This window comes from Xanthomonas citri pv. citri, from assembly GCF_000961215.1.
In the GTDB taxonomy this organism is placed as follows: domain Bacteria; phylum Pseudomonadota; class Gammaproteobacteria; order Xanthomonadales; family Xanthomonadaceae; genus Xanthomonas; species Xanthomonas cissicola.
Map to the genome: position 1 here is coordinate 5,095,016 of NZ_CP008998.1, position 21,788 is coordinate 5,116,803.

The following is a 21,788-nucleotide window of genomic DNA, read 5'->3' on the forward strand; positions in this document are numbered from 1 at the left end:
GGCTCACCGATGACCACTGCCACCAACCAAACCCGCCTGCTGGCCCTTTGCCTGTTCGTTTTTCTGGGCACGTTCGCGGCGATCGTCTGGTACGTGATGCGGCCCTACGGCTCGGTGTATTTTTTCCCGGTGCATTTCCTGGTCGGTGCGGCATTGCCGTTTTTGATCTATGCGATCGGCGGAACCCGGCTGTGGTTCTGGATCGGCATGGGCATCACCGCCTTGGTGCTGCTGTGGTTCAACCTGTGGGGCCATGAAGCCAACGGCGCGGCTCCCCAGGTGCTCGACTGGAGCCACTTCGCTGCCGGTGTGGTCGGGCTTGCCGGCGCCTGGGCGGTGCAGCTGATCTATCGCAACGCGCGCCCGCCGCATCGCGCCTCGATTGAGTGAGCGGTGTGTGTGCGATTGCCTGCCGTCAATCGCGCATGCCGTGATGGATGGTTGTGCTTGGCGATGGAAAGGCACGATGCGCCGCGCGTGGGCTGATGCCATCGCGTGCCCACCTTGCCCAGGCACGGCTGCTGCATGACCTTGGACCGATAGCTTTGCTGCGCTGCGTTGGGCGACACTCGCGCATTCTTTGATTCCCGCGAGGTCCGCATGTCGTCTTGGCTCAGGCGCAAATCCATCGATCAGGTCACCGTGCACGAGGCCGGCCGGCAACTGGTCCGCAGCCTGAGTTGGCCGCATCTGATCGCGCTGGGCATCGGCGCCATCGTCGGTACCGGGATCTACACGTTGATCGGCGTGGGCGCCGACAAGGCCGGACCGGCAGTGTTGCTGTCGTTCGTGGCGGCCGGCATCGTGTGCGCCTGCGCGGCGCTGGCCTATGCCGAGATGGCCACGATGATGCCGGCTGCCGGCAGTGCGTATACCTACAGCTACACCGCGCTGGGCGAGAGCATTGCCTGGGTGGTGGGCTGGAGCCTGGTGCTGGAATACTCGCTGGTGGTCAGCACGGTGGCGGTCGGCTGGTCGGGCTATTTCGTCGGTTTCCTGCAATGGTTGGGCGTGGGGTTGCCGCAGGCACTCATTGCCGGGCCGCACGCCGGCGGCATCGTCAACCTGCCGGCGGTGGCGATCACTTTCCTGGTGGCTGGCCTGTTGATGGCCGGCACCAAGGAAAGCGCCACGCTCAACGCGGTACTGGTCGTGCTGAAGATCATCGCGCTGGGCGTGTTCGTGGCCATTGCGCTGCCGGCCTTCAACAGCGCCAACCTGCAGCCGTTCATGCCGTATGGCTTCTCCAAGGCGATGGGCCCCGATGGCATCGAGCGCGGGGTGATGGCAGCGGCGGCGATCATCTTCTTTGCGTTCTACGGCTTCGATGCGATTTCCACCGCGGCCGAGGAAACCAAGAACCCCGGGCGCGATCTGTCGATCGGCATCGTCGGTTCGATGATCGGCTGCACGCTGATCTATGTGCTGGTGGCGCTGGCCGCGGTGGGTGCGATGAGCTTTACCGTGTTCGGCAAGAGCCCCGAGCCGTTGGCGCTGATCCTGCGCGAACTCGGCCACGGCAAGGCGGCCTTGGTGATCGGTGCGGTGGCGATCATTGCGTTACCCACGGTGTTGCTGGCGTTTTTGTACGGGCAGAGCCGCATCTTCTTCGTGATGTCGCGCGATGGCTTGTTGCCGCGCGGCTTGTCCAAGGTCAATGCACGCACCGGCACGCCGGTGGCGATCACGCTGTTCACCGCGGTGCTGGTGGCGGCACTGGCCGGCGTGGCCCGGCTGGACGAAATCGCCGCCTTGGCCAACGCCGGCACGCTGGCGGCGTTCACGGCGGTGGCGGCCTGCCTGTTGGTGTTGCGCGTGCGCGAGCCCGGCCGCGCGCGCGCCTTCCGCACGCCGCTGGCGTGGGTGGTGGGACCGGTGGCGATCGGCGGCTGCCTGTATCTGTTCTGGAGCCTGCCGAGCAAGACGCAGGGCTGGTTCCTGCTGTGGAATGCGCTGGGCGTGGTGGTGTACCTGGCGTATGGGCGGCGGAATAGCCGGTTGAATCAGGCGGGCTGAGCGTCCTTCTCCCTGCGGGAGAAGGTGCCCCGCAGGGGCGGATGAGGGTGCGGGCGTAGCCTCTTGCAGGGGGTAACACGAGGGCTTTGCCTCGTCCCCTCACCCAAACCCCGCGCCCCAGCCCGCGCTTGCAGCGCGGGCGCTCCACCGCACGCGCGCCAGTGGCGCGCAAGCTGTGCCTTCTCGCCCCGGCGGGGGAGGGGCTTTAACGCTGCGCTCTTTTAGCGTTAAACGCTGTTGCCGCTTTTCGCCCGGCAGGGAGAGGGGTTTCAACCGCCGTGGTGTTACTGCGCCTGCGGGGTCGCACAGAACGATGCCGGCAATGCATCCGCTTGCGTACCCCAGCCTTGCGTAGGTGCCTGCTTGGTGAGCGCGAACGCCAGCGTGCCGCCCTGCTGCAGCTGCGCCCAGTCCAGGAATACCTGCGGCTGGGCCTTGCCATTCCAACGCACGTTGTCCACGTATTGCAGCGCGCGGCCGTCGGCGCCGGGGGCGTCGATGCGCAGGCGCTTGCCGTTGCCCAGATTCAGCGTGACCCGCTTGAAACGCGGCGCATGCAGCAGGAATTGCCCGCTGCCCGGCACCGCCGGATACAACCCCAGGGCACTGAACAGATACCAGGCCGACATGGTGCCAAGGTCGTCGTTGCCGGTGACGCCGTTGGGCGCATTGGTAAACAACTGTTGCGCGGCGCGCACCACGGTGGCGGTCTTCCACGGTTGCCCGATCAGCGTGTACATCCAGGGTGCGTGCAGGTCCGGTTCGTTGTTGGGGTTGTAGCGGTACTGGTTGTAGTAGCTGTACGGGCCGACCACCCAGTGCGTGCGTGCGGCAGTGAGCGGATCTTTCAGCAGATCGTCGTAGGCGAAGAAGGCGTCCAGGCGTTTGCCGGCTTGTTGGCTGCCATGCATGGCCTGCAGCATGCCGGGGATGTCCTGCTGCACCAGCCACTGATACTGCCAGGCGGTGCCTTCGTGGAAACCGTGCTCGGAACGTGGGCTGTAGTGATCGTCGGACGGTGCGTACCAGCTGCCGTCTTCCAGCCGCGGGCGCGGGAATCCTGCAAAGCCGGTCTCGGCATCGCGCACATCCGCGTCCCAGACGCGGTGCCAGTTGCCGCCGCGTTTGCGCAGCTGCGCGGCGTCTTCGCCGTGGCCCAGTGCTTGTGCCATCTGCGCGAGCGCGCAATCGGCCAATGCATATTCCAGCGTGGCCGAGCCGCCGTGGTGCGGGTCCACATCCATGCCCTTGGAGGGGAAAGCGCGGTCGTACTGCACGAAACCGTTGGCCAGATAGTTGGCATTGCCCGAGCGCCCAGCGTGGCGCGAATTGATCGGCGGCTGGCCGAAGGCGTTCTGGCGCAACGCTGCATACGCCTCCGCCTCGTTGCCCTGCAACGCGCCGAAGCGCCACAGATCCACCAGGAACGGGGTGACCGGGTCGCCGGTCATGATGTTGGTGTCGAAGTTGGCGTAGCCCCAACGCGGCAGCCAGCCGCCTTGCTGCTGGATCGCCAGCAACGAGCGGCCGATGTCGCGCGCGCGTGTCGGCTGCAGCAGGGCGAGCAGCTGGTTTTGCGAGCGGTAGGTATCCCACAGCGAAAAATACTCGTAGTAGGTCCAGCCATCGGCGCGATGGATCGCGTCGTCGTAGCCGCGATAGCGGCCATCGGCATCGCTGCCGGTCAGCGGCTGCAGCAAGGCGTGGTACAGCGCGGTATAGGCCACGGAACGGTCGTCGTTGCTGGCGCCTTCCACTTGCATGCTGGCCAACGCATTGCGCCAGCCGTTCTGCGCGCGCTGGCGCATCTGTTCAAGACTGAGCAGTTTGCCGCCCTGCATGCCATCGGCACGCAGGTTGCTGCGGGCGCCTTGCGCATCCACATGCGAGATGGCGCTGACCACGGTCACCGCACGCGCGTTCTTGTCTTTGCCTAGCGGGAAGCTGAGCCAGGCGCCGTTGGGTTTGAGTTCGCCGCCCATGCCGTGACGCGCGCCGGGCACGCCGCCCTCTTCGCCCCAGACGCCATGCGCGGTGAACGGGCGATCGAATTCCAGCCGGAACCAGGTGGTGTATTCGTGGCCGCCGCAGAAACTCTGCGTGGTCAGTTTGCCCTCGACCACACGGTCGCCGACGATCTGTAGCTGGCTGCCGATCACCACATGGCGGTCGTTGGCCTGCGCCACGTTGACCAGCACATGGCCGGTGTCGGCACCCGGCGCGAAGGTGTAGCGCTCGGTCGCGGCACGGGTCAGCGCGCTGGCTTCGGCGTCGATGCCACCGTAATCGGTGAGCCGCACCTTGTAATAGCCTGCCTGGCCCACTTCGCCGTCATGCGTGTAACGCGCGGCGTAGCGTTTCTGGTCGAAGGCCTTGGCGTCGTTGGTGTCGAAGTCGCCCCCGGGACCGATACGGCCGGTGACCGGCAGCACCGACACCTGGCCGCCCTGCTCCCAGCAGCCGGCGCCGGACAGGAACGAGTGGCCGAAGCCCCGGATGCTGGGGTCGTCGTAGCGCCAGCCAGCGTAGTGCGCGCCGATCGGGCTGACCTGGATCAGGCCGAATGGCGCCGAGGCGCCCGGATAGGTATTGCCGTCGTCCTTGCTGCCGATGAAGGTGTTGACCTGCGCCGGGTCTTGCGCGGCCAGCGGGCCGGACATGGCCACGCCAAGCAGGCACAGACCGACCGCAGCGCGGCGCCAGAACGGCGTGCGCGCAGCACGCGCGGTAGAACGGTTGGGCGATACGACTGACAGCATGCAGAACACCTTGGGGGAAAGGGCGGCCGAAGCCGCAGATGGAAGGCGCGTGCGTGCCGCTGCAACACGCAGCGAACGACGCACGAACAGACGCGCGCGGGACGATCAACACCACAGCGCCGGCATCGTCATGCGTATGGCAGTGTCTGGAATCGGCAGGCACCCTTGCGTGCCTGCACGGTGCCGGAAGGCACCACCTGACGGCATCCGGTGCGCGCCCGGCGAATTGCCCGCCTCAACAATCGAACACGTTTTTTTTTACATACGTACGGGAGATCAGCCGGCTTGGATCGATCTAAACTTGGGTCGCCATGTGTCCTGTGTTGGCAAAGATTAAGCGTTCGACGCTGTTTGCTGCACACCGCGTCGCAGCAAAGCAGGCGGACCCAAGCGGTTTTCAAACATCCAGATGCCCATCGAATCAATAGGTTGCGATGTTCGCCATATTTCCAGTTGACGGCGCTAACGGATGGGACCGGCTGTAGCCAAGGCGCTGGCCGGTAGGGCGCTTGATCCAAGCCTCCGCGCCATGACTCAGCGCTACTGCGGTAACGGCGTCTTTGCTGATCGGTAAGGACCGCGGTGATGTGCGTAGGCGTTCGTCGCATAGTGCTTGTTGGCGGCGTGCTTGGGCACACGCAGGACGGTCAAATGAGCGACCGTTGGCACTGACGTGTAGTGGTTTGGCCACGCCCTGCCGCGCGGCACCGGCTGCGCACGATGTGACTGGTTCTGCATGCTTCTTCGGATAAATTCGCTCATCCGATGAGAGCGATGGCTAAAGTCCGAGAGCGGAGTCGCTGGCGATACGCGCCCCTTCTCGATTCGACTGCCACAAAAAAACCCGGTCGTGAGACCGGGCTTGGCGGCAAGGCGTCGGTGGAGGGCCGCGCCCGGGTGCGCCGACCTACCAGCGCATGCCTTCGAACGGATTGAAGCTGGTGCTGCCCTTCACCTTGTCCAGGTAGTAAGCGTAGTTGGCGCTCATGCCGCCCAGCAGGGCCAGCGGAATGCTCAGCGCATTGCCGATCGATGCGGGCAGGAACGAGGCCACGATGCCGACCACCAGGCCGATGCCGATCAGGCCCAGCGCCTTGCGCCACAGACCCAGGATGAAGAAATAGATGAAGCCGAAGAACAATGCGTAGAAGTTCATGCCCACCTTGAGCTTCTCGCCGAACGGCAAGGTCTTGAGCGCCTCCTTGTAGGCAGGATCCCTGGGGCCGCCGTGACGGTCGAAGAAGGCGAAGCGGAATTGCCACTTGGGGCCGAGCTGGGTGCGATCGAAGGTATCCATTCCAATCCATGTAGTTGTAAACGTTTACATGATAGGCGAACGCGTATTCATCGGCACGTCCGCGGCCTCTCACATGGGTTCGGTGCAGCTTCCGTCTGCGCAAAGCCTGCGCAGACGGTCAGCGCTGGTCGCTGGTACCCGTGCCGCGGCGGGCGCGGCGCAGCGAGTACAGCGAGTGGTCGGCGCGATCGACCACCGCCGCCAGCGCTTCGCCGTCCTGGCGCAGGGCGGTGCCGAGGGTGAAGCGGATCGGCGCGTCCTCGCTGGCCCCCATGTAGTCGCGCTTCAACGCGTCCAGCTGTGTCTGGCTGGCCTGGTGCAGCAACACCAGGAATTCGTCGCCGCCCAGGCGTACCAGGCGGTCCTGGGTGCGCAGCGGCTGGTTGAGGAACCACGCCATCTGCACCAACACCTCGTCGCCACGCTGGTGGCCATGGGTGTCGTTGACCAGTTTGAACTTGTCCAGATCCACCACGATGCAACCCCAGCGCACGGCGGGGTCGCGCTTGTCCAGCTCGTCCAGGAAGCGGCGGTTGTAGCAGTTGGTCAGCGGGTCGGTGAACGACCATTCCAACAGCTGCTTTTCCTGCCGGTACTGGTTGGTGATGTCCTGGGCATGTGCCAGCACCACCGTGGCGTCGGATTCCACGTCCAGCACGTTGTGGTACTGCCAATGGCGCAGACTGCCGTCGCCGGCCACCAGTTCGATCACGCCCGAATCCTGGCCATCGAGCACCATCCGCGAGAGGTACCCCCGCAAGGCGGCGTGGCGCTCGGGGCGCACGAATTCCACCAGCGAGCGGCCTTCCATCTGCTCGACGCTGCGGCCGAGCGAGCGTGCGGCGGCCGGGTTGATGCTGACCAGCCGGCCATGCATGTCGTGGGTGCAGATCAGGCCCAGGCTGTACTGGAACATCTTGCGGAACTTGCGCTCGCTGGCGGCCAGCGCATCCACCGCCCGATGCCGGTCGGTCACGTCCTGGACCGCGCCGATCAGGCGTTTGCGCCCATCCACATGTTCCACCGAGCCGGTGCTGTGTACCCATAGCCGCCGCCCGGTGGCGCTGGTCAGCGGCAGCTCCAGATCCCAGGACGTGCCGTCCCGCACGCAGGCGTCGACCGCTTCGGTGATGACCGCTCGCGCCTCCAGCGGGTAGAAGCCGATCGCCTCGGTCAGGCTGGGCCGGTAACCGGGCGGAACATCGTGCAGCCGGCAGGTCTGGTCCGACCAGATCAGCGTGCCGCTGGCCACATCCACCTCCCACCCGCCGACCCCGGCCACCCGACCGGTGCGCTCCAGAAACGCCTCGCTCTCGCGCAGCCGCTGCTGCAGCTGGGCGTTGGCCGCCTCACGCTCGAGCATCACGCGGCGTTGCTCCAGGCCTTCGGCAGCCACCTTGGCCAGTTGCTGCAAGGCCTGCAACTGCGCCGGCTCCAGCGCGCGCGGGCGCTGGTCGATCACGCACACGGTGCCCATGCGTAAGCCATCCGGCAGCACGATGGGCGCACCGGCGTAATAGCGGATACCGGGCGCATCGGTGACCAGGGCGTTGTCGTGGAAGCGTGGGTCGGCCGGCGCGTCGCGCACTTCCATCACCGCATCGCCCTGGATGGTGTAGGTGCAGAACGCCAGCTCGCGTGGGGTTTCCGAAACCCCCGGCAGGCCGATGTTGGCCTTCCACCACTGCCGACGTTCGTCCACCAGCGAGACCAGTGCGATGGGGGTACCGGCGATCGCCTGCGCGGCAGCGGCCAGCGCATCGAAGAACGGCTCGGCGGCGGTGTCGACCACCTGCAACAACGCCAGACGTGCCAGGCGCTGGGCCTCGCTGGACGCAGATGACACGACGGTATCGCACTGGTTCAACGGAGCGCTCGCAGCCGGGCAATCCGCGCAGTCTAGCGGACTGCGCATACCCGCCAAGGCGGCGTTGCGTGCGCCACCGCACAGCGCAGCGTTACGGCGGGTGTGGCGTCGCTCGGTCGGGGGCGTGCGCGTCGGTGTTCGCCACGGTTGCGGCGCTGTCGTCGCGCATCTGCAGCGCCAGGTACAGGCGCATGCAGTCGTCGGTGTTGCCCAGGTCCACCGCGCACAGTTCCTGGATGCGCTGCATGCGGTAATCCAGGGTGTTGCGATGAATGCCCAGCGCCTTGGCGGTGGGGGCCATGCGCATGCCGGCGCCGAACCAGACCGACAAGGTCTTCAGCAACTGACTGCGACGGTCCTGCGCCAGCAGTGCCTGCAGCGGCTTGCGCAATTCCTCGGCCTGCCAGGCCTGGCGCAGGTCGTCGACCAGCACCGGCAGGCGGTAATCGTCGTAGAAGAATGCGTCGGCGTGCGGGGTGCGCGCCTTGCCGATGCGCATGGTGGTGCGCGCGATCTGGTGCGACAACGCCAGGCCATTGGACTGCGGAAAATACTGGCCCAGGGCCAGCCGGATCCGTAGCCGGCTGCTGGCGCGCATGCGCTCGAGCAGGCTGTGCGCGCGACGGCGTTGCTCCTCCACGTCCCAGTGGCCACGGCGGTCCAATGCCGGCTTGAGCACCACCAGCTCGTTGAGCGCAGTGGCGGCGATCAGGTTGCCGCGCTCGGGCGTGGACAGCAGGGTGTGCAGGCGCTGCAGTTCCACCAGCATCGCGTCCAGGTCCAGGCTGTCGCTTTCCACTTCGATCACCGCGGCCACGCGCGGCAGCTCCAGCGCGATACCGAGCCGCTCGGCCCAGCCGGCCAGCGCCGGGGTCGGGCCGTCGGGACGGATCAGGCCCAGCGTGACTTCTTCGCGCAGGCGCGCGTCGCGGGCCAGCAGGCGCAGCAACCCGGCCTGTTCCAGCATCGCCTCGGCGGCCATGCGCACCAGTTCGGCCTGTTGCCCGATCCGCTGCGGGTCGCCGGTCAGCCCGACGCAGCCGACGATGCGGCCCTCGGCGATCAGCGGCAGGTTGACGCCCGGGCGCACCGCATCCAGCTGCTGCGCCAGCGCAGCGTCGATCTCCACCCGGCCCTGCCGGGACAGCACCAGCAATGCACCTTCGTGCAGCTGGCCGATCCGCGCCGGCTCGCCGCTGGCGATGATGACGCCGGAGTGGTCCATCACATTGACGTTGCCGTCGATGATGGTCATCGCGCGGTCGACGATGGACTGCGCCAGGGTGCGGTCGAGCGTGAGCATGGGCAGGGGTCTGTTGCCGCGATCAGGGGCGGTCACGGTGGCATGTTCGCTGCGCGCGTGTTCGGCAGGTGTGTGACGGGAGGAGTTGCGGCCGATGCCCGGGATCGGTGCGAAGAATGCTGACCGCCTTCGCGGTTCGTTAGGCCTGCAGTGGGCGCGCCCCCTGTCCGGGAGGCCGCCGCGCACGCGAGCGCATGCGCCCCGCCCGTCCGAGCCACCGGGCGCCGCCGTCAGCCCCGCTCGCCCTCCGACCGGACCTGTGCCAATGCGCCGCCCAGCTGCAGCGTCGCCGCCACGTTGCGCGCGGCGATGCGCACGTTGCTGGCGGCGTCGGCCAAGGCCTGTTCCACCGTGCAGGCGCGATGCACCACCGCGAACATGGCATCGATGCCGTGGCCGTGCAGCAGCGCGGCACCATTGCCCAGGCAACCGGCGATGGCGATCACCGGTTTGGCATGCCGTTGCGCCACCCGCGCCACGCCGATCGGGGTCTTGCCGTGCAGGCTCTGGCTATCGAGACGGCCTTCGCCGGTGATGACCAGATCGGCCTGCGCGACCAGCGCGTCCAGCCCGAGCGCCTTGGCGACGATCTCCACGCCGGGCCGCAGCTGCGCGCCCAGATACGCCACCAAGGCCGCGCCCAGGCCGCCGGCCGCGCCGCCGCCGGGCAGCGCGTGCAACCGCACGCCCAGGTCGCGCTGCAGCAGGTCGGCGTAATGCTGCAGGTTGCGATCGAGCTGGCGCACCATGCTGGGGGTGGCGCCCTTCTGCGGACCGAACACCGCCGAGGCGCCGGTCGGCCCGATCAGTGGGTTGTCCACGTCGCAGGCCACTTCGAACTGGCAATCCTGCAGCCGCACATCCATGCCGTCGGTGTCGATGCGCGCCAGCGCGGCCAGCGCGCCGCCGCCCGGCCCGATCGCCTCGCCCTGGCCATCCAGCAACCGCACGCCCAAGGCCTGCGCCAGGCCGCTGCCGCCGTCGTTGGTGGCGCTGCCGCCGATGCCGATGATGAAACGCCGTGCGCCGGCGTCCAAGGCGGCCAGGATCAGCTCACCCACGCCTGCGGTGCTGGTGCGCAGCGGCGCGCGCTCGGCCGGCGGCAGCAGCGCCAGCCCGCTGGCGGCGGCCATTTCGATCACCGCGGTGCGGCCGTCGCCGGTCAGGCCGAAGAACGCCTGCACCGGGGCGCCGAGCGGGCCGCTCACGGTGCAGGCGATCACCCGCCCGCCGGTCGCGGCCACCAGCGCGTCGACGGTGCCTTCGCCGCCATCGGCAACTGGCACCTTGCGGTACTGCCAGTCGGGGAATACCTCGCGAAAGCCCGCCTCGATCTGCGTCGCCACGTCCAGCGCGGACAGGCTTTCCTTGTACGAATCGGGGGCAATGACGATCTTCATGCGGACACTCGCTGGGACGGGCACATCACTGGTTCACCGCGCGCGCCGGCACCCGCAGCACCAGCGCGGCGCCCAGCAGCATGGCGCCGGCCAGCACGTACAGCGCCACTTCGGTGCTGTGGGTGGTGTCCTTGATCCAGCCCACCAGATACGGGCTGACGAAGCCGGCGACCTGGCCGGTGGAATTGATCAGCGCCAGTCCACCGGCGGCGGCGGCGACAGTGAGAAAGCCGTTGGTCAGCGGCCAGAACAGCGGCAAGCCGCTGACCGCCCCCATCGTGGCCAGGGTCATGCCGAACAAGGCCAGGCCCAGGTTGTCGCTGACGCTGGCGGCAATGCACAGGCCGGCCGCGCCCATCAGCAACGGAATCACCAAGTGCCAGCGACGTTCGCCGCGGCGGTCGGCCGAACGGCCCATCAACACCATGAACACCGCCGCGGCCAGGTACGGGATGGCGCTCATCAGACCGATGCGGATCGGGTCGGTGACGCCGCTGCCCTGGATGATCGAAGGCAACCAGAAGTTGATCGCATACACCCCGCTCTGGATGCAGAAATACACCGTGCCCAGCAGCCACACCGCCGGGTTACGCAGCACCGCGCCCAGCGAAGTGGACGCACCGGCCGGCTTGCCGGCTTCGTCCTCGGCCAGCACGCGTGCCAAGGCCTGTTTTTCCTGCGGGTTGAGCCAGCTGGCCTGTTGCACGCCGTCGCTGAGCAGGAACCACACCCCGATGCCCAGCACCACGGTCGGCAGGCCCTGCAGCAGGAACATCCATTGCCAGCCGGCCAGGCCGCCCTGCCCGGCCGAGAAGTGACCCAGGATCCAGCCGGACAACGGCCCGCCCAGTACCCCGGAGATCGGGATCGCCGACATGAAGACGGTCATGACCCGGCCATGCCGGGCACGCGGGAACCAGCGCGTCAGGTACAGCACGATGCCGGGGAAGAAGCCCGCCTCGGCCGCACCGGTGAGCAGGCGCAGGGTGTAGAAGCCGGCCGGGGTGCGCACGAACAGCAGGCAGGTGGAGAGCAGGCCCCAGCTGACCATCATGATCGCCACCCAGCGCCGGGCACCGATGCGCTGCAGGATCAGATTGCTCGGCACCCCGCAGGCCAGGTAACCGATGAAGAAGATGCCCGCGCCCAGCCCGTACACGGTCTCGCTCATGCCCAGGTCGCCCAGCATCTGCAGTTTGGCGAAGCCGACGTTGACCCGGTCCAGGTAATTGAACAGGTAGCAGACGAACAGGAACGGGATCAGCCGCCACAGGATCTTGCGGTAGGTCGGGCCCATGCCATCGGAGGGCGGCAGGGGCCGGGTGGCTTGGGTCATCGCACGCTCCAGCAGTCGGTAGGCCCACCGGCACGCAGTGCCCTGGCATCGGCACCACACGGGGGTCGGCGCATTCTAGTTGGAGCTTTTTCCCGGAAGCATCGTCAGCCTGCTACCTGTCTGCGGGCATGAAGACGCCGGTTTTTGTGCAACTGCCCAAATCAGCCACAATCGCTCCAGGCGTGTGCCGGACTCGTAACGCAACAGCAACCATGCTGTTGGTGCAGGGCTGGCCGCCCCGGTGCAGCGACGGCGACCGGTCGACCACTTGCCTGACAACTAGCGCCGGCGCGCTCCGCGTGCGCCCTAATCATCCAATCCGGCGAAGAAGCCAGTCGCGGCGACGCGCCTTACCCCAGCCCTGCACCCACAACCAAGCCGGCGCCCCGCCGCCAGGCCCATGCAGAACCAGCCCCGCACGACAGACCGCCTCGGCTTTGCGAATCCCGATTCCCAAATCCCGCGCTCTACCGATTCCCCACTCCCGATTCCCCATTCCCCGCCGCGTACGCCTGCGCCTGGTCCATCACGCGCAAGAGGTTGCCGCCCCAGATACCGGCGATCTGCTGCTCGGTGTAGCCCTTGCGCAACAGCCACGCGGTGATGCGCGGCAGGTCGGAGACATCTTCCAGACCCACCACCCCGCCGCCGCCGTCCCAATCCATGCCGATGCCCACGTGCTCGGGCCCGACCACTGCCAGGATGTGCTCAAGATGCGCGAAGAAGTCTTCTTCGGTGGCGCGCTTGATCGGGTAGCGCGCATCCAGGTCCTTCAGCGCGACGCTGAGCTTGGTGCCGTCGGCGATCTTGACGTGCTCCCAGCCGCCGTACTGGTCGGTGAGCGCCTTCTCGGCGGCCTTGCGCTCGGGGCTGGCGCCGCTGTCCACCAGGTAGCCGCCGTAGGAATTGACCTGGATCACTCCACCATGCGCGGCCAGCACCTTCAGGCGTGCATCGTCGATGTTGCGCGGGTGGTTGTAGACCGCACGCGCACCGCTGTGCGAAAGCACGATCGGCACCGGCGACAGCGCAATCAACTGGTCGAACACCGCATCGGAGGCGTGCGATTGATCGATCACGATGCCCAACGCCTGCGCCTGTTGCACCAGCTGTTTGCCGGCCGGGCTCAGGCCGTTCCACTGCGCGCCCTTGGGGTCGGTGGCCGAGTCGGCGAACTCGTTGTTGAGAAAGTGCACGGTGCTCATCAAGCGCAGCCCCTGCGCGTAATAAAAACGCAGCAACGTAGGATCGGCCACCAGCGGGCTGGCGTTTTCCATGCTGATGTACACCACGCGCTTGCCGGCGGCCTTGATGCGCGCGGCATCGGCCGGCGTGGTGGCCAGTGCAAAACGCTGCGATTGCGCGGCCACCAATGTGTGGATCCTCAGCAAGCGCTGCAGACCGGCATCGCGATCGTCCAGGTGCGCGGCCGCACTGCGATCGCCCTGTCCCGTGTAGACCGCCCAGAACCCGCCATCCAGCGCGCCTTCGACCATGCGCGGGTAATCCACCTGCGACAAGCGGTTACCCCTATGCGCCTGCAATACGTCGAAGTCGGCGCGCTCCAGATTGGCCGGCGTGTCCAGATGCGAATCCAGCGTGACCAGGCGTTTCTGCAGGGCGGTGGCGCGCGCCAGTTCGGCCTTGGAAAACTCCAGCGCTTGTGCAGGCAGCGCAGCGGCCAGCAACAACGCGACAGACAGCGAAAGCGAACGCAGGTGCATGCGATCTCACAGGCAGTGGGGGTGAGCCGATCATAGCGGCTGGCCGCACGCGCACTACGGCCACATCTAGGATGCTGCAGCGCTGCGGTCGATCCGCACGGCGTGGCGGGCGATACGCGCGCTGCAAGCGCAGTTCTGCGGCGATTCCGATGGCGTGAGCCCGCGCGATGCTGTCGAGCCACGCCCGCCATGCCGGCAACCACGGCGCGACCAGCCGCTGGTCATCACGCATCGATTTGGTCCGCCTGGCAGCCCAGCGCGCGGAGACCGCCACGCGCGCGCATCGCTCAGTCGTCCAGTTCTGCCAGCCGCGCGCGCACGCTGTCCACATCGATGTGTTCGCGCACATGCGGCCACTGCCGTGCCCACACCGAACGGAACACGATCCACGCACCGAACACGCCCAGGCAGGTCGAGCCCAGCGCCAGCAGCAACGGGTGCAGCGGCGAACCGTCGCCAGTCTGGAACAGGTACATGAAGGCCCCGGAAAACAGCAGCCAGACCCCGAACACCGGCCAGTTGCTGGCCAGCAGGCTGGCATTGGGCCGCTCGATCTGCCGCAGCAAGCGGCGCAGGGCCTTGCGTTCGTCTTCGTCGCTGGAGGTCATCGGCTGCCGGCTCCTGGTTGCATGTCTGCGTTGACCTACTGCTTGCCGGCGATGGCATCGCGCCGCGAAAGACGCTGCCTGCAATGCCGCAGACCGCGTCCTCCGCCACCGAGCGCGCTTACACCACGCGGCAGAAAACGGCTTTCAAATAACGCGATTCCTGCACGTGCGCCATGAACGGGTGGTCCGGGCCGGCACCGGCCACTTTCAAAATCTGGATGGTGCGCCCGGAGAAATACGAGGCGCGCCGCAGCATGTCCAGGAACTCCTGCTCGGCCACCAGGCCGGTACACGAGAACGTGGCGAACAGGCCGCCGGGCTTGACCACGCCCAAGGCCAGCTTGTTCATGTCCAGATACTTCTTCAGCGCCGGAATCACCTGCTCGCGGTCGCGGGTCATCTTGGCCGGGTCCAGGATCACCACATCGAACTGCTCGCCGCGGTTGGCCGCATCGCGCAGCCACGGAAAGATGTCGGCCTGCACGAACTTGGGCCGCACGTTGTTGAGCTTGGCGTTGCCCTTGGCAATGGCGATCACGTCTTCGTCGATGTCCACGCCCAGCACTTCGGCCGCACCGCGCGCGGCGGCATACACCGCAAAGCCGCCGGTGTTGCAGCACAGGTCCAGCACGCTCTTGCCTTCGACCTGCTCGCTCAGCCACTGACGGTTGTCGCGCTGGTCGGCGAAGAAACCGGTCTTGTGCGCACCGGCCGGGTCGGCGCGGAACTTGATGCCGTGCTCGGTGATCACCGCCGCTTCGGTGGTGGTGTTGCTGTGGAAATCGAAGCTTTCCTGCTTCTGCACATGTTCGTCGGCAAAGCTGTGGAAGCGGCAGCCGGGGAACTGTTCGCGCAGCGCCTCGTAGATCCATTCGCGGTGACGGAACATGCCGGCGGCGAAGAACTCCACCACCACCAGGTCGCCGTAGCGGTCCACCACCAGGCCGGACAGGCCGTCGCCTTCGCTATGCACCACGCGCCAGGCGTCGGACACGCCGTCGAGCTTGAGCCAGTCGCGGCGCAGGCTCACCGCTGCGGCGATCTTGCGCGAGAACCAGCCCGCATCCACCGGCACCGACCGGTCGGTTTCCAGGATGCGCACGGCAATGCGCGAATGGCCGTTGTAGAAGCCGCGGCCAATCCATTCCCCGTCCATGCCGACCACGTCGACGATGCTGCCGGGCTTGGGCTTGGCGGCGGGCTTTTCCACCAGCTTCTGGAAGATCCACGGGTGGCTGGAGCGCCAGGCATTCTTGAGACGGACGACGGGGACTGGAATATTCATCGGCCCATTGTATCCGGCTGGATTGACGTGCCAGCGCCGGGCACGCAGAATCGGGCGCAGAAGGGGAGTAGCTCCCAGCGTTGTCGCCGTCATGACGAGCCCGCCATGTGCAGCGCTCCGGTGCAACGGCAACCGGCCCGGCCGGTTGCGAGCGAGACCTTCGCCGCGCAGGCGAAGGTCCGTCACCCGGAATCCACGATTTCCGTGTCACAAGGCCTCAGCCCGCCGGCTGTCCAGGCCGCTTTCACTTTTTCGGGATTCTTATGCAAACCATTGGCAACGTCTGGTTATGGGGTGGCTTCGCGGTGGTGGTGATCGCCGCGCTGCTGATCGATCTGGTGCTGATGCGCCACGGCGGCGCCCACAAGGTCACCTTCAAGGAAGCCACCTGGTGGAGCATCGGTTGGGTGCTGCTGGCGCTGGCCTTCAATGCCGGGCTGTGGTGGTACCTGCAAGGCAGCGTCGGCGACGCCCAGGCCGACCAGATCGGGCTGCAGTTCCTCACCGGCTACCTGGTCGAGAAATCCCTGGCGGTCGACAACATCTTCGTCTTCCTGATGGTGATGACGTATTTCGGCGTGCCCGAAGAACAGCGCCAGCGCGTGCTGATCATCGGTGTGCTGGGTGCCATCGTGCTGCGTGCGATCATGATCTTCGCCGGCTCGATGTTGCTGGCCAAGTTCCATTGGCTGCTCTACGTGTTCGGCGCGTTCCTGTTGCTGACCGGCGTCAAGATGTGGTTCTCCGCCGGCAAGGAGCCGGATCTGGAAGCCAACCCGGTGCTGCGCTGGATGCGCGGGCACCTGCGCCTGAGCCCGCAGTACCACGGCAACCTGCTCAGCGTGATCAAGGACGGCAAGCGCTGGTTCACGCCGCTGTTCGTGGTGCTGATCTTGATCGCGGTGATCGATGTGATCTTCGCGGTGGACAGCATCCCGGCGATCTTCGCCATCACCACCGACCCGTTCATCGTGCTCACCTCCAATGTGTTCGCGGTGCTGGGCCTGCGCGCGATGTTCTTCCTGCTGGCCGGCATGGCCGACCGCTTCCACCTGTTGCCGTATGGCCTGGCGGTGATCCTGGTGTTCATCGGCACCAAGATGATGATCATCGATCTGTACAAGATCCCGGTGCTGGTGTCGCTGGGCGTGGTGGTCGCCATCCTGGTCGCCACCATCGTGCTGAGCCTGCTGCGCCCGCCCAAGCCTGCCGGGCACTGACGGGCCGGGGATTGGGAATCGTGGCGCAGCCTGCACTGCTGGCGACCATGCGCACCGACCATCTCGACAGGCCCTTGCCCGCCCACCGTCGCGGGACCTTGAGCGGCATGGATGCCGCGCCAGAGCTTACAAGGACGTACTTGCAGCGTGTCCCGCGATGGTGGGCGGGCAAGGACCCTGCAGCCAAGCTGCAGATCGACCGCAAGTGGACTTTGCAGATGGCGGATGGCGCGGCACGTGCGGTGCCGCGCCTCATCACTTGCGTCATGCGCGGCAGACGACGCCAGGATTCGGCGGCGGGATTGGATTATCCCGCCGCCGGGCCTGCTTATCCCGAGTTTGAGAGGCTTGTAAAAAACCCGCGCGACGCCATTCGTGAAAGCATGACACCGCATCCTGTTGCCGCCGCCGACACCACCACCCAAGCTCGCCTGGATCGTTCCCGGGTCTTGCGTGCCTTCAATGTGAGCCTTGCCGCCGTGCTGCTGCTGGTGGCGGTGTTCACCGCCCAGGGCATGTTCGACTGGCGCGCCTGGGCGGTGGCGCCGCTGCAGGCCGACGGCCTGCGCGGCATCCTCACCGCCCCGCTGCTGCATGGTTCGCTGGCCCACCTGGGCGCCAACGCCGCCGCGCTGCTGATCCTGGGCACGCTGGCCGGGAGCGTGTATCCGCGTGCCACCGTCATGGCGCTGCCGCTGCTGTGGCTGGGCTCGGGCCTGGGCGCATGGCTGCTGGGCGAGCCCGGCAGCCGGCATCTGGGTGCCAGCGGCGTGACCCACGGGCTGATGTTCCTGGTGTTCGTGCTGGGCCTGCTGCGCCGCGACCGCCCCGCGATCGCCACCAGCATGATCGCCTTCCTGTTCTACGGCGGCATGCTGATGACCATCCTGCCGCACGAAGCCGGCGTGTCCTGGCAATCGCATCTGGGCGGTGCGGTGGCCGGGTTGATCGCCGCCCTGCTGCTGCGCCTGCGCGACCCGCAACAGGCAAAGCCGCGCTACAGCTGGGAAGACGAGGACGAAGACGCTGCCTGGGACGTGAGCAACCCCGAGCACGCGATGCTGGAACCGCCACCGCCGCGTCAGGTGCCCGTGCTGTGGCAGCGCCAGGACGATGGCTCGCAGAGCGTGGTGCTGCATTTCCCACCGCGCGAACGCCCGCCCGGTAGCTGAGACGTTCCAGGCGGCCGCAGAACCGATCAATGCCCTGCCCTGCCCTGCCCCGCGTAGGCGCGTGCCTGCGCGCGATGGGCTTTACCGATACAGCCCCGTCGCGCTCGCGCGCGCTCCTACGCGACGCTGCTCAGGGATGCCCGCTCAATGCACGCCGCGCCAGGCCCGGGTCGTCGGCGAAGAACGCATCGATCCCGGCATCCAGATACGCCTGCAACTCGAGCAACGCACCGGCGTCGTTGCGCTCGGTCACCGCGCCGCTGCTGCGATTGTTGGCGGCGAGAAAATAATTCTCCGGACGGAAGGTGTATGGCTGCACCTGCAACCCGGCCGCATGCGCATCGCGCACCAGGCTGGTGGGCGTACCCAGGCGTTGCTGCGCATCCAGTGGGATGATGCTGCGGATGTCGGGGCCGATCGCATCGGCATAGCGTGCGACCTGCTTCAGGCCGTCGGGCGTGATCATCTGCCCGTAGGTCTTCGGCGCACCGTCCGTGCCGGCATCGGGCAGCGCGATCTGCGCGCCCCCGAGCAACTGCAGCAGACCGATGTTGCTGGTGCGGCCAATCTTGCCGCGCAGATAACGCAGGTTGCCGGTCTCGAACGACTGGATGATCACCGGCGCAGTCAGCGTATAGGCATGCGCCTGCAAGGTGGCCAGCACCTTGTCTTCCATCGGCAGGCCTAGCGCCTTGAAATAACTGGGGTGCTTGATCTCCGGAATCAGCCCGATGGGGCGCCCGGTCGCTGCCGATTCTGCGGCGACGAAATCGATGATCTCGTCGAAGGTCACGATCTGGAAGTGCCCGTCCCAGCGCGTGCCGCGCAGCTGCGGCAGCCGCTCGCGCGCGCGTAGCGTCTTCAACTCGGCCAGGCTGAAATCTTCGGTAAACCAGCCTTCCATCGCCTGACCATCGATGGTCTTGCGCGTTTTGCGCGCAGCGAACTCCGGATGACTGGCCACATCGGTGGTGCCGCCGATCTCATTCTCGTGCCGCGCGATCAGCACGCCATCCTTGGTGGACACCAGATCCGGCTCGACAAAATCGGCACCATCGACAATGGCTTTGGCATAGGAGGCCAGGGTGTGTTCCGGACGCAGCGCACTGGCACCACGGTGCGCAAAGATCTGCACTGTCTTCGCCAGCGGCGCTTCGGCAACCGCCGGGCCGCTCATGCCAACCATCATGGCTCCCACCAACCAGGTACGACCGAACTGCATCATGCATCTCTCCAACGAAAAACAGTTACCGAATCGACGCATGACCGCCAGGCAAGTCTGGTCGATAGGCGGCGGAGGTACGACTGTACATCCCGCTTCCGCTGCATCGTCCGCACCCGCCGGAAAATCACGCGCGAGGTCTTGTTAGCCAGCCTGAAACTGTCTGCGTCGATCGAAACCGGGAATGGGTAAGCAATCGCAAGACCGGCTCTTACGATTCCCGATTCCCGATTCCCGTCCTCAGAACTTCGCATCCAGCGTCAAGAACACCTGCCGCGGCGCACTGGCATGGAAGGCCAGCTGACGCCCGTTCGGGTCGGTGTTGGCGAACGCGGTGAGGTTGGAGGCGTAACGCTTGTCGGTGAGGTTGGTGACGTTGAGCGAGAGCTTGAGCCCCTGCAGCACGCCAACCTGGCCGAAGTCATACCCACCGCCCGCATCGAATGAGGTGTAGCCACCAAAGCCCTGATCGTTGGTGTAGGTGTAGTAGCGCTGGCCGGTGTACTTCCCGCGCAGGTTGAGATTCCACGGCCCGCTATTGAAGGCCAGCTCGCTGGCGAACATGCGCTTGGGCGTGTCGACGGTGTACTTGCCGGCGGTGGGAATCACCACGCCGTTCTGCACGTAGTTGTCGTCGTAGGTCGAACGATTGATCGAAGCCGAGTTGTACCACTGCAGGTAGCTGGTCGGCTTCCAGATCACGGTCAGTTCGCCGCCGCGGCTGCTCACCGAGCCAACATTGAAGAAGCGCGTGGTGCAGGCCGGCGTGGTGCCCTGCTGGATGCTGGCGCACGGATTGAGCGAAAGCAGGCGGTTGTCGAAGGTCACGTCATAGCCGACCAGCGAGGCTTCGAAGCGGTCGCGCACGACGCGATAGCCCGCTTCCAGCGTGCGCGATTTCTCCGGCTCCAATGCGCCGACGCTGGCATCGAACGAGGCTTGGGTCACCAGTAACGGGCCGCCCGCGCCGCCCCCCTGGAACGCTGCAATGTTTTCGGCGTACGAGGCGAACACTTCCTGGCCGTCGGCCAGGCGATAGCCCAAGCCGATCTGCGGCAATACCGATTCGCTGGCCTTGAGCGAGCCGGTGGCCACCGGCGCTTCCACCGCCACGCCCGGCGTCTCGCGCGCGGTCATTTCGGTGCTCGGGCTCTTGATGCCCAGGTCCAGGCTCAGGCGCTGATCCAGGAACTTGAAGTTGCCCTGCACATAGAACTGGCGGGTGGTGATCACGTAGTTCTGCGAGAACAGGCGACGGTTGGGATTCTGCAGGAACTTGTCGTCGCTGACCGGGCCGGTAATCCAGTAGAAGTTGCGCTCCACGTCGTGGTGATTGCGCTCGTACCACAGGCCGGCTTCCAGATGATGCGGGCCCAACTCCCACCCGAGCGAGGCGATGCCGCCGGTGCGGTTGATCCAGTAATTGGTGCTGCGGATCGAGATCGGCAATGCCTCCGGCGTGCCCGGATTGGACGCCTGGCCCGGCGACCACCAGTGGCCCTGGCCCTTGTTTTCATGGTGATAGACCTGCGTGTGCAGGCTGATCGCATCGTTGGGCTGGAAATCGCCGGCCACATAGAACAGGTCGTCGTCGCGCAAGGCACGGCTCTGGTAATACGCATCGTCGATGTTGTCGACACCGCCGCTGAAACCGCAACGCGCGGCATTGCGCGTGGCCGGTGCGCAATACGCTGCGGCCAATGCGCGGTTCCAGTCCGGCGCGTACAGATTCCAGTCCCAGCCCAGGCCACGCGCCATGCCGCTCTTGGACAGGTACGCATAGTCGGCCTGCGAGGTACGCGAGGTATCGGCGAATGCGGTCAGCTTGCCGCCATCGAACTGGTACACGCCCTTGGCATTGAACTGCCGCGTGGTGGTTGGCGATTCCGGGCGCGTCCACATGTCGGCTTCGGCATTGATGCCGGACACATACGCCGAAAACCCGTTGTAATCGCCGGTATCCACGCGCAGGAAGGTGCGGCGGTTGGCATCGGAGCCCACCGTCTGCGACACCTGCCCGCCGAACACGCTGGACGGATCGGCCGAGTAATACTGGATGGTGCCGCCCAGGTTGCTGGTCGACGCGGTGCCCAACGCACCGATGCCGGAGGCCAGCTCCACGCCGCCGAAGTTTTCCGCGATCAACGCGCGGCTGATGTTGAGACCGTTGTAGTTGCCATAGGCGTTGTCGCCCAGCGGCAGGCCGTCGAGCGTATAGCCCAGGCGCGTGCCGTTGAAGCCGCGCAGGCTGATCGTCTGCGATTCTTCGTTGGCCCCGAACGCATCGTTGGATTGCACGTTCACGCCCGGCATGCGGTTGAGCAGCTTCTGGATGCTGGTGCCCGGCGGCAACACCGCAATGTCCTGCTGGGTGATGCGCTGCACCTGGCGCGTTTCGCCCTGGCCGATCACCGACACCGCATCGAGTTGCTGCACGGTCGCACCGGTATCGGCAGACACTTCAAGGTCGGCGGCGTAAGCGGCAGGCGCGAGCACGAGCGCGGCGAGAACGGCGGCACTTAACTGATGGGTCTTGGGCATGAGCGGCGTTGGGGACGAGTCAAGAGATGGCGGCAAGC

Annotated in this window: 15 protein-coding genes; 4 read left to right on the forward strand and 11 right to left on the reverse strand. The window is 66.4% G+C overall.

Annotated features, from left to right (window positions below; translation table 11 throughout):
* Positions 1-9 precede the first annotated feature (9 nt).
* Both AMD14_RS22255 and AMD14_RS22260 read left to right on the forward strand, forming a co-directional pair.
* Positions 10-390, forward strand: coding sequence for a hypothetical protein (locus tag AMD14_RS22255; protein ID WP_003482285.1), 381 nt, complete (start codon positions 10-12; stop codon positions 388-390).
* Between the two features lie 210 nt (positions 391-600).
* Complete coding sequence (locus tag AMD14_RS22260; RefSeq protein WP_011052914.1) at positions 601-2,016, forward strand: amino acid permease; 1,416 nt, start codon at positions 601-603, stop codon at positions 2,014-2,016.
* 284 nt (positions 2,017-2,300) lie between these two features.
* On the opposite strand, the gene AMD14_RS22265 is transcribed toward AMD14_RS22260, so the two are convergent.
* From AMD14_RS22265 to AMD14_RS22305, 9 genes are all read right to left on the reverse strand, one after another.
* Positions 2,301-4,775, reverse strand: a complete 2,475-nt coding sequence (locus AMD14_RS22265) for a GH92 family glycosyl hydrolase (RefSeq protein ID WP_011052915.1) — start codon at positions 4,773-4,775, stop codon at positions 2,301-2,303.
* A gap of 907 nt (positions 4,776-5,682) precedes the next feature.
* The gene (locus AMD14_RS22270; protein WP_011052917.1) at positions 5,683-6,072 is read right to left on the reverse strand and encodes a DUF2628 domain-containing protein; all 390 of its coding nucleotides are present in this window, start codon (positions 6,070-6,072) and stop codon (positions 5,683-5,685) included.
* 118 nt (positions 6,073-6,190) lie between these two features.
* Positions 6,191-7,939 carry a sensor domain-containing diguanylate cyclase gene (locus tag AMD14_RS22275; RefSeq protein ID WP_040107710.1) on the reverse strand — a complete coding sequence of 583 codons (1,749 nt, stop codon included), beginning with the start codon at positions 7,937-7,939 and terminating at the stop codon, positions 6,191-6,193.
* Between the two features lie 91 nt (positions 7,940-8,030).
* Positions 8,031-9,242: a sugar diacid recognition domain-containing protein gene (locus AMD14_RS22280; RefSeq protein WP_011052919.1), complete on the reverse strand. Its 1,212-nt coding sequence runs from the start codon at positions 9,240-9,242 to the stop codon at positions 8,031-8,033.
* A gap of 230 nt (positions 9,243-9,472) precedes the next feature.
* Positions 9,473-10,642, reverse strand: coding sequence for a glycerate kinase (locus AMD14_RS22285; RefSeq protein ID WP_011052920.1), 1,170 nt, complete (start codon positions 10,640-10,642; stop codon positions 9,473-9,475).
* 25 nt (positions 10,643-10,667) lie between these two features.
* Positions 10,668-11,978 carry an MFS transporter gene (locus tag AMD14_RS22290; RefSeq protein WP_015463810.1) on the reverse strand — a complete coding sequence of 437 codons (1,311 nt, stop codon included), beginning with the start codon at positions 11,976-11,978 and terminating at the stop codon, positions 10,668-10,670.
* 467 nt (positions 11,979-12,445) lie between these two features.
* Complete coding sequence (locus AMD14_RS22295; protein WP_003482262.1) at positions 12,446-13,702, reverse strand: dipeptidase; 1,257 nt, start codon at positions 13,700-13,702, stop codon at positions 12,446-12,448.
* Positions 13,703-13,989: 287 nt separating this feature from the next.
* Positions 13,990-14,310, reverse strand: coding sequence for a hypothetical protein (locus tag AMD14_RS22300; protein ID WP_003482258.1), 321 nt, complete (start codon positions 14,308-14,310; stop codon positions 13,990-13,992).
* Between the two features lie 118 nt (positions 14,311-14,428).
* On the reverse strand, positions 14,429-15,595 hold the full coding sequence (locus tag AMD14_RS22305; protein WP_003482248.1) for a class I SAM-dependent rRNA methyltransferase: 1,167 nt from the start codon (positions 15,593-15,595) through the stop codon (positions 14,429-14,431).
* 263 nt (positions 15,596-15,858) lie between these two features.
* Between AMD14_RS22305 and AMD14_RS22310 the strand changes: the two genes are divergently transcribed.
* Together AMD14_RS22310 and AMD14_RS22315 are read left to right on the forward strand one after the other, a co-directional pair.
* Positions 15,859-16,815, forward strand: a complete 957-nt coding sequence (locus AMD14_RS22310) for a TerC family protein (protein ID WP_011052922.1) — start codon at positions 15,859-15,861, stop codon at positions 16,813-16,815.
* 383 nt (positions 16,816-17,198) lie between these two features.
* Positions 17,199-17,987, forward strand: coding sequence for a rhomboid family intramembrane serine protease (locus AMD14_RS22315; RefSeq protein WP_003482239.1), 789 nt, complete (start codon positions 17,199-17,201; stop codon positions 17,985-17,987).
* Positions 17,988-18,117: 130 nt separating this feature from the next.
* Here the strand turns inward: AMD14_RS22315 and AMD14_RS22320 are convergent, their stop codons facing one another.
* Complete coding sequence (locus AMD14_RS22320; protein WP_015463811.1) at positions 18,118-19,212, reverse strand: glycerophosphodiester phosphodiesterase; 1,095 nt, start codon at positions 19,210-19,212, stop codon at positions 18,118-18,120.
* A 237-nt stretch (positions 19,213-19,449) separates the two neighbouring features.
* Positions 19,450-21,750 carry a TonB-dependent receptor gene (locus AMD14_RS22325; protein WP_011052924.1) on the reverse strand — a complete coding sequence of 767 codons (2,301 nt, stop codon included), beginning with the start codon at positions 21,748-21,750 and terminating at the stop codon, positions 19,450-19,452.
* Positions 21,751-21,788 lie beyond the last annotated feature (38 nt).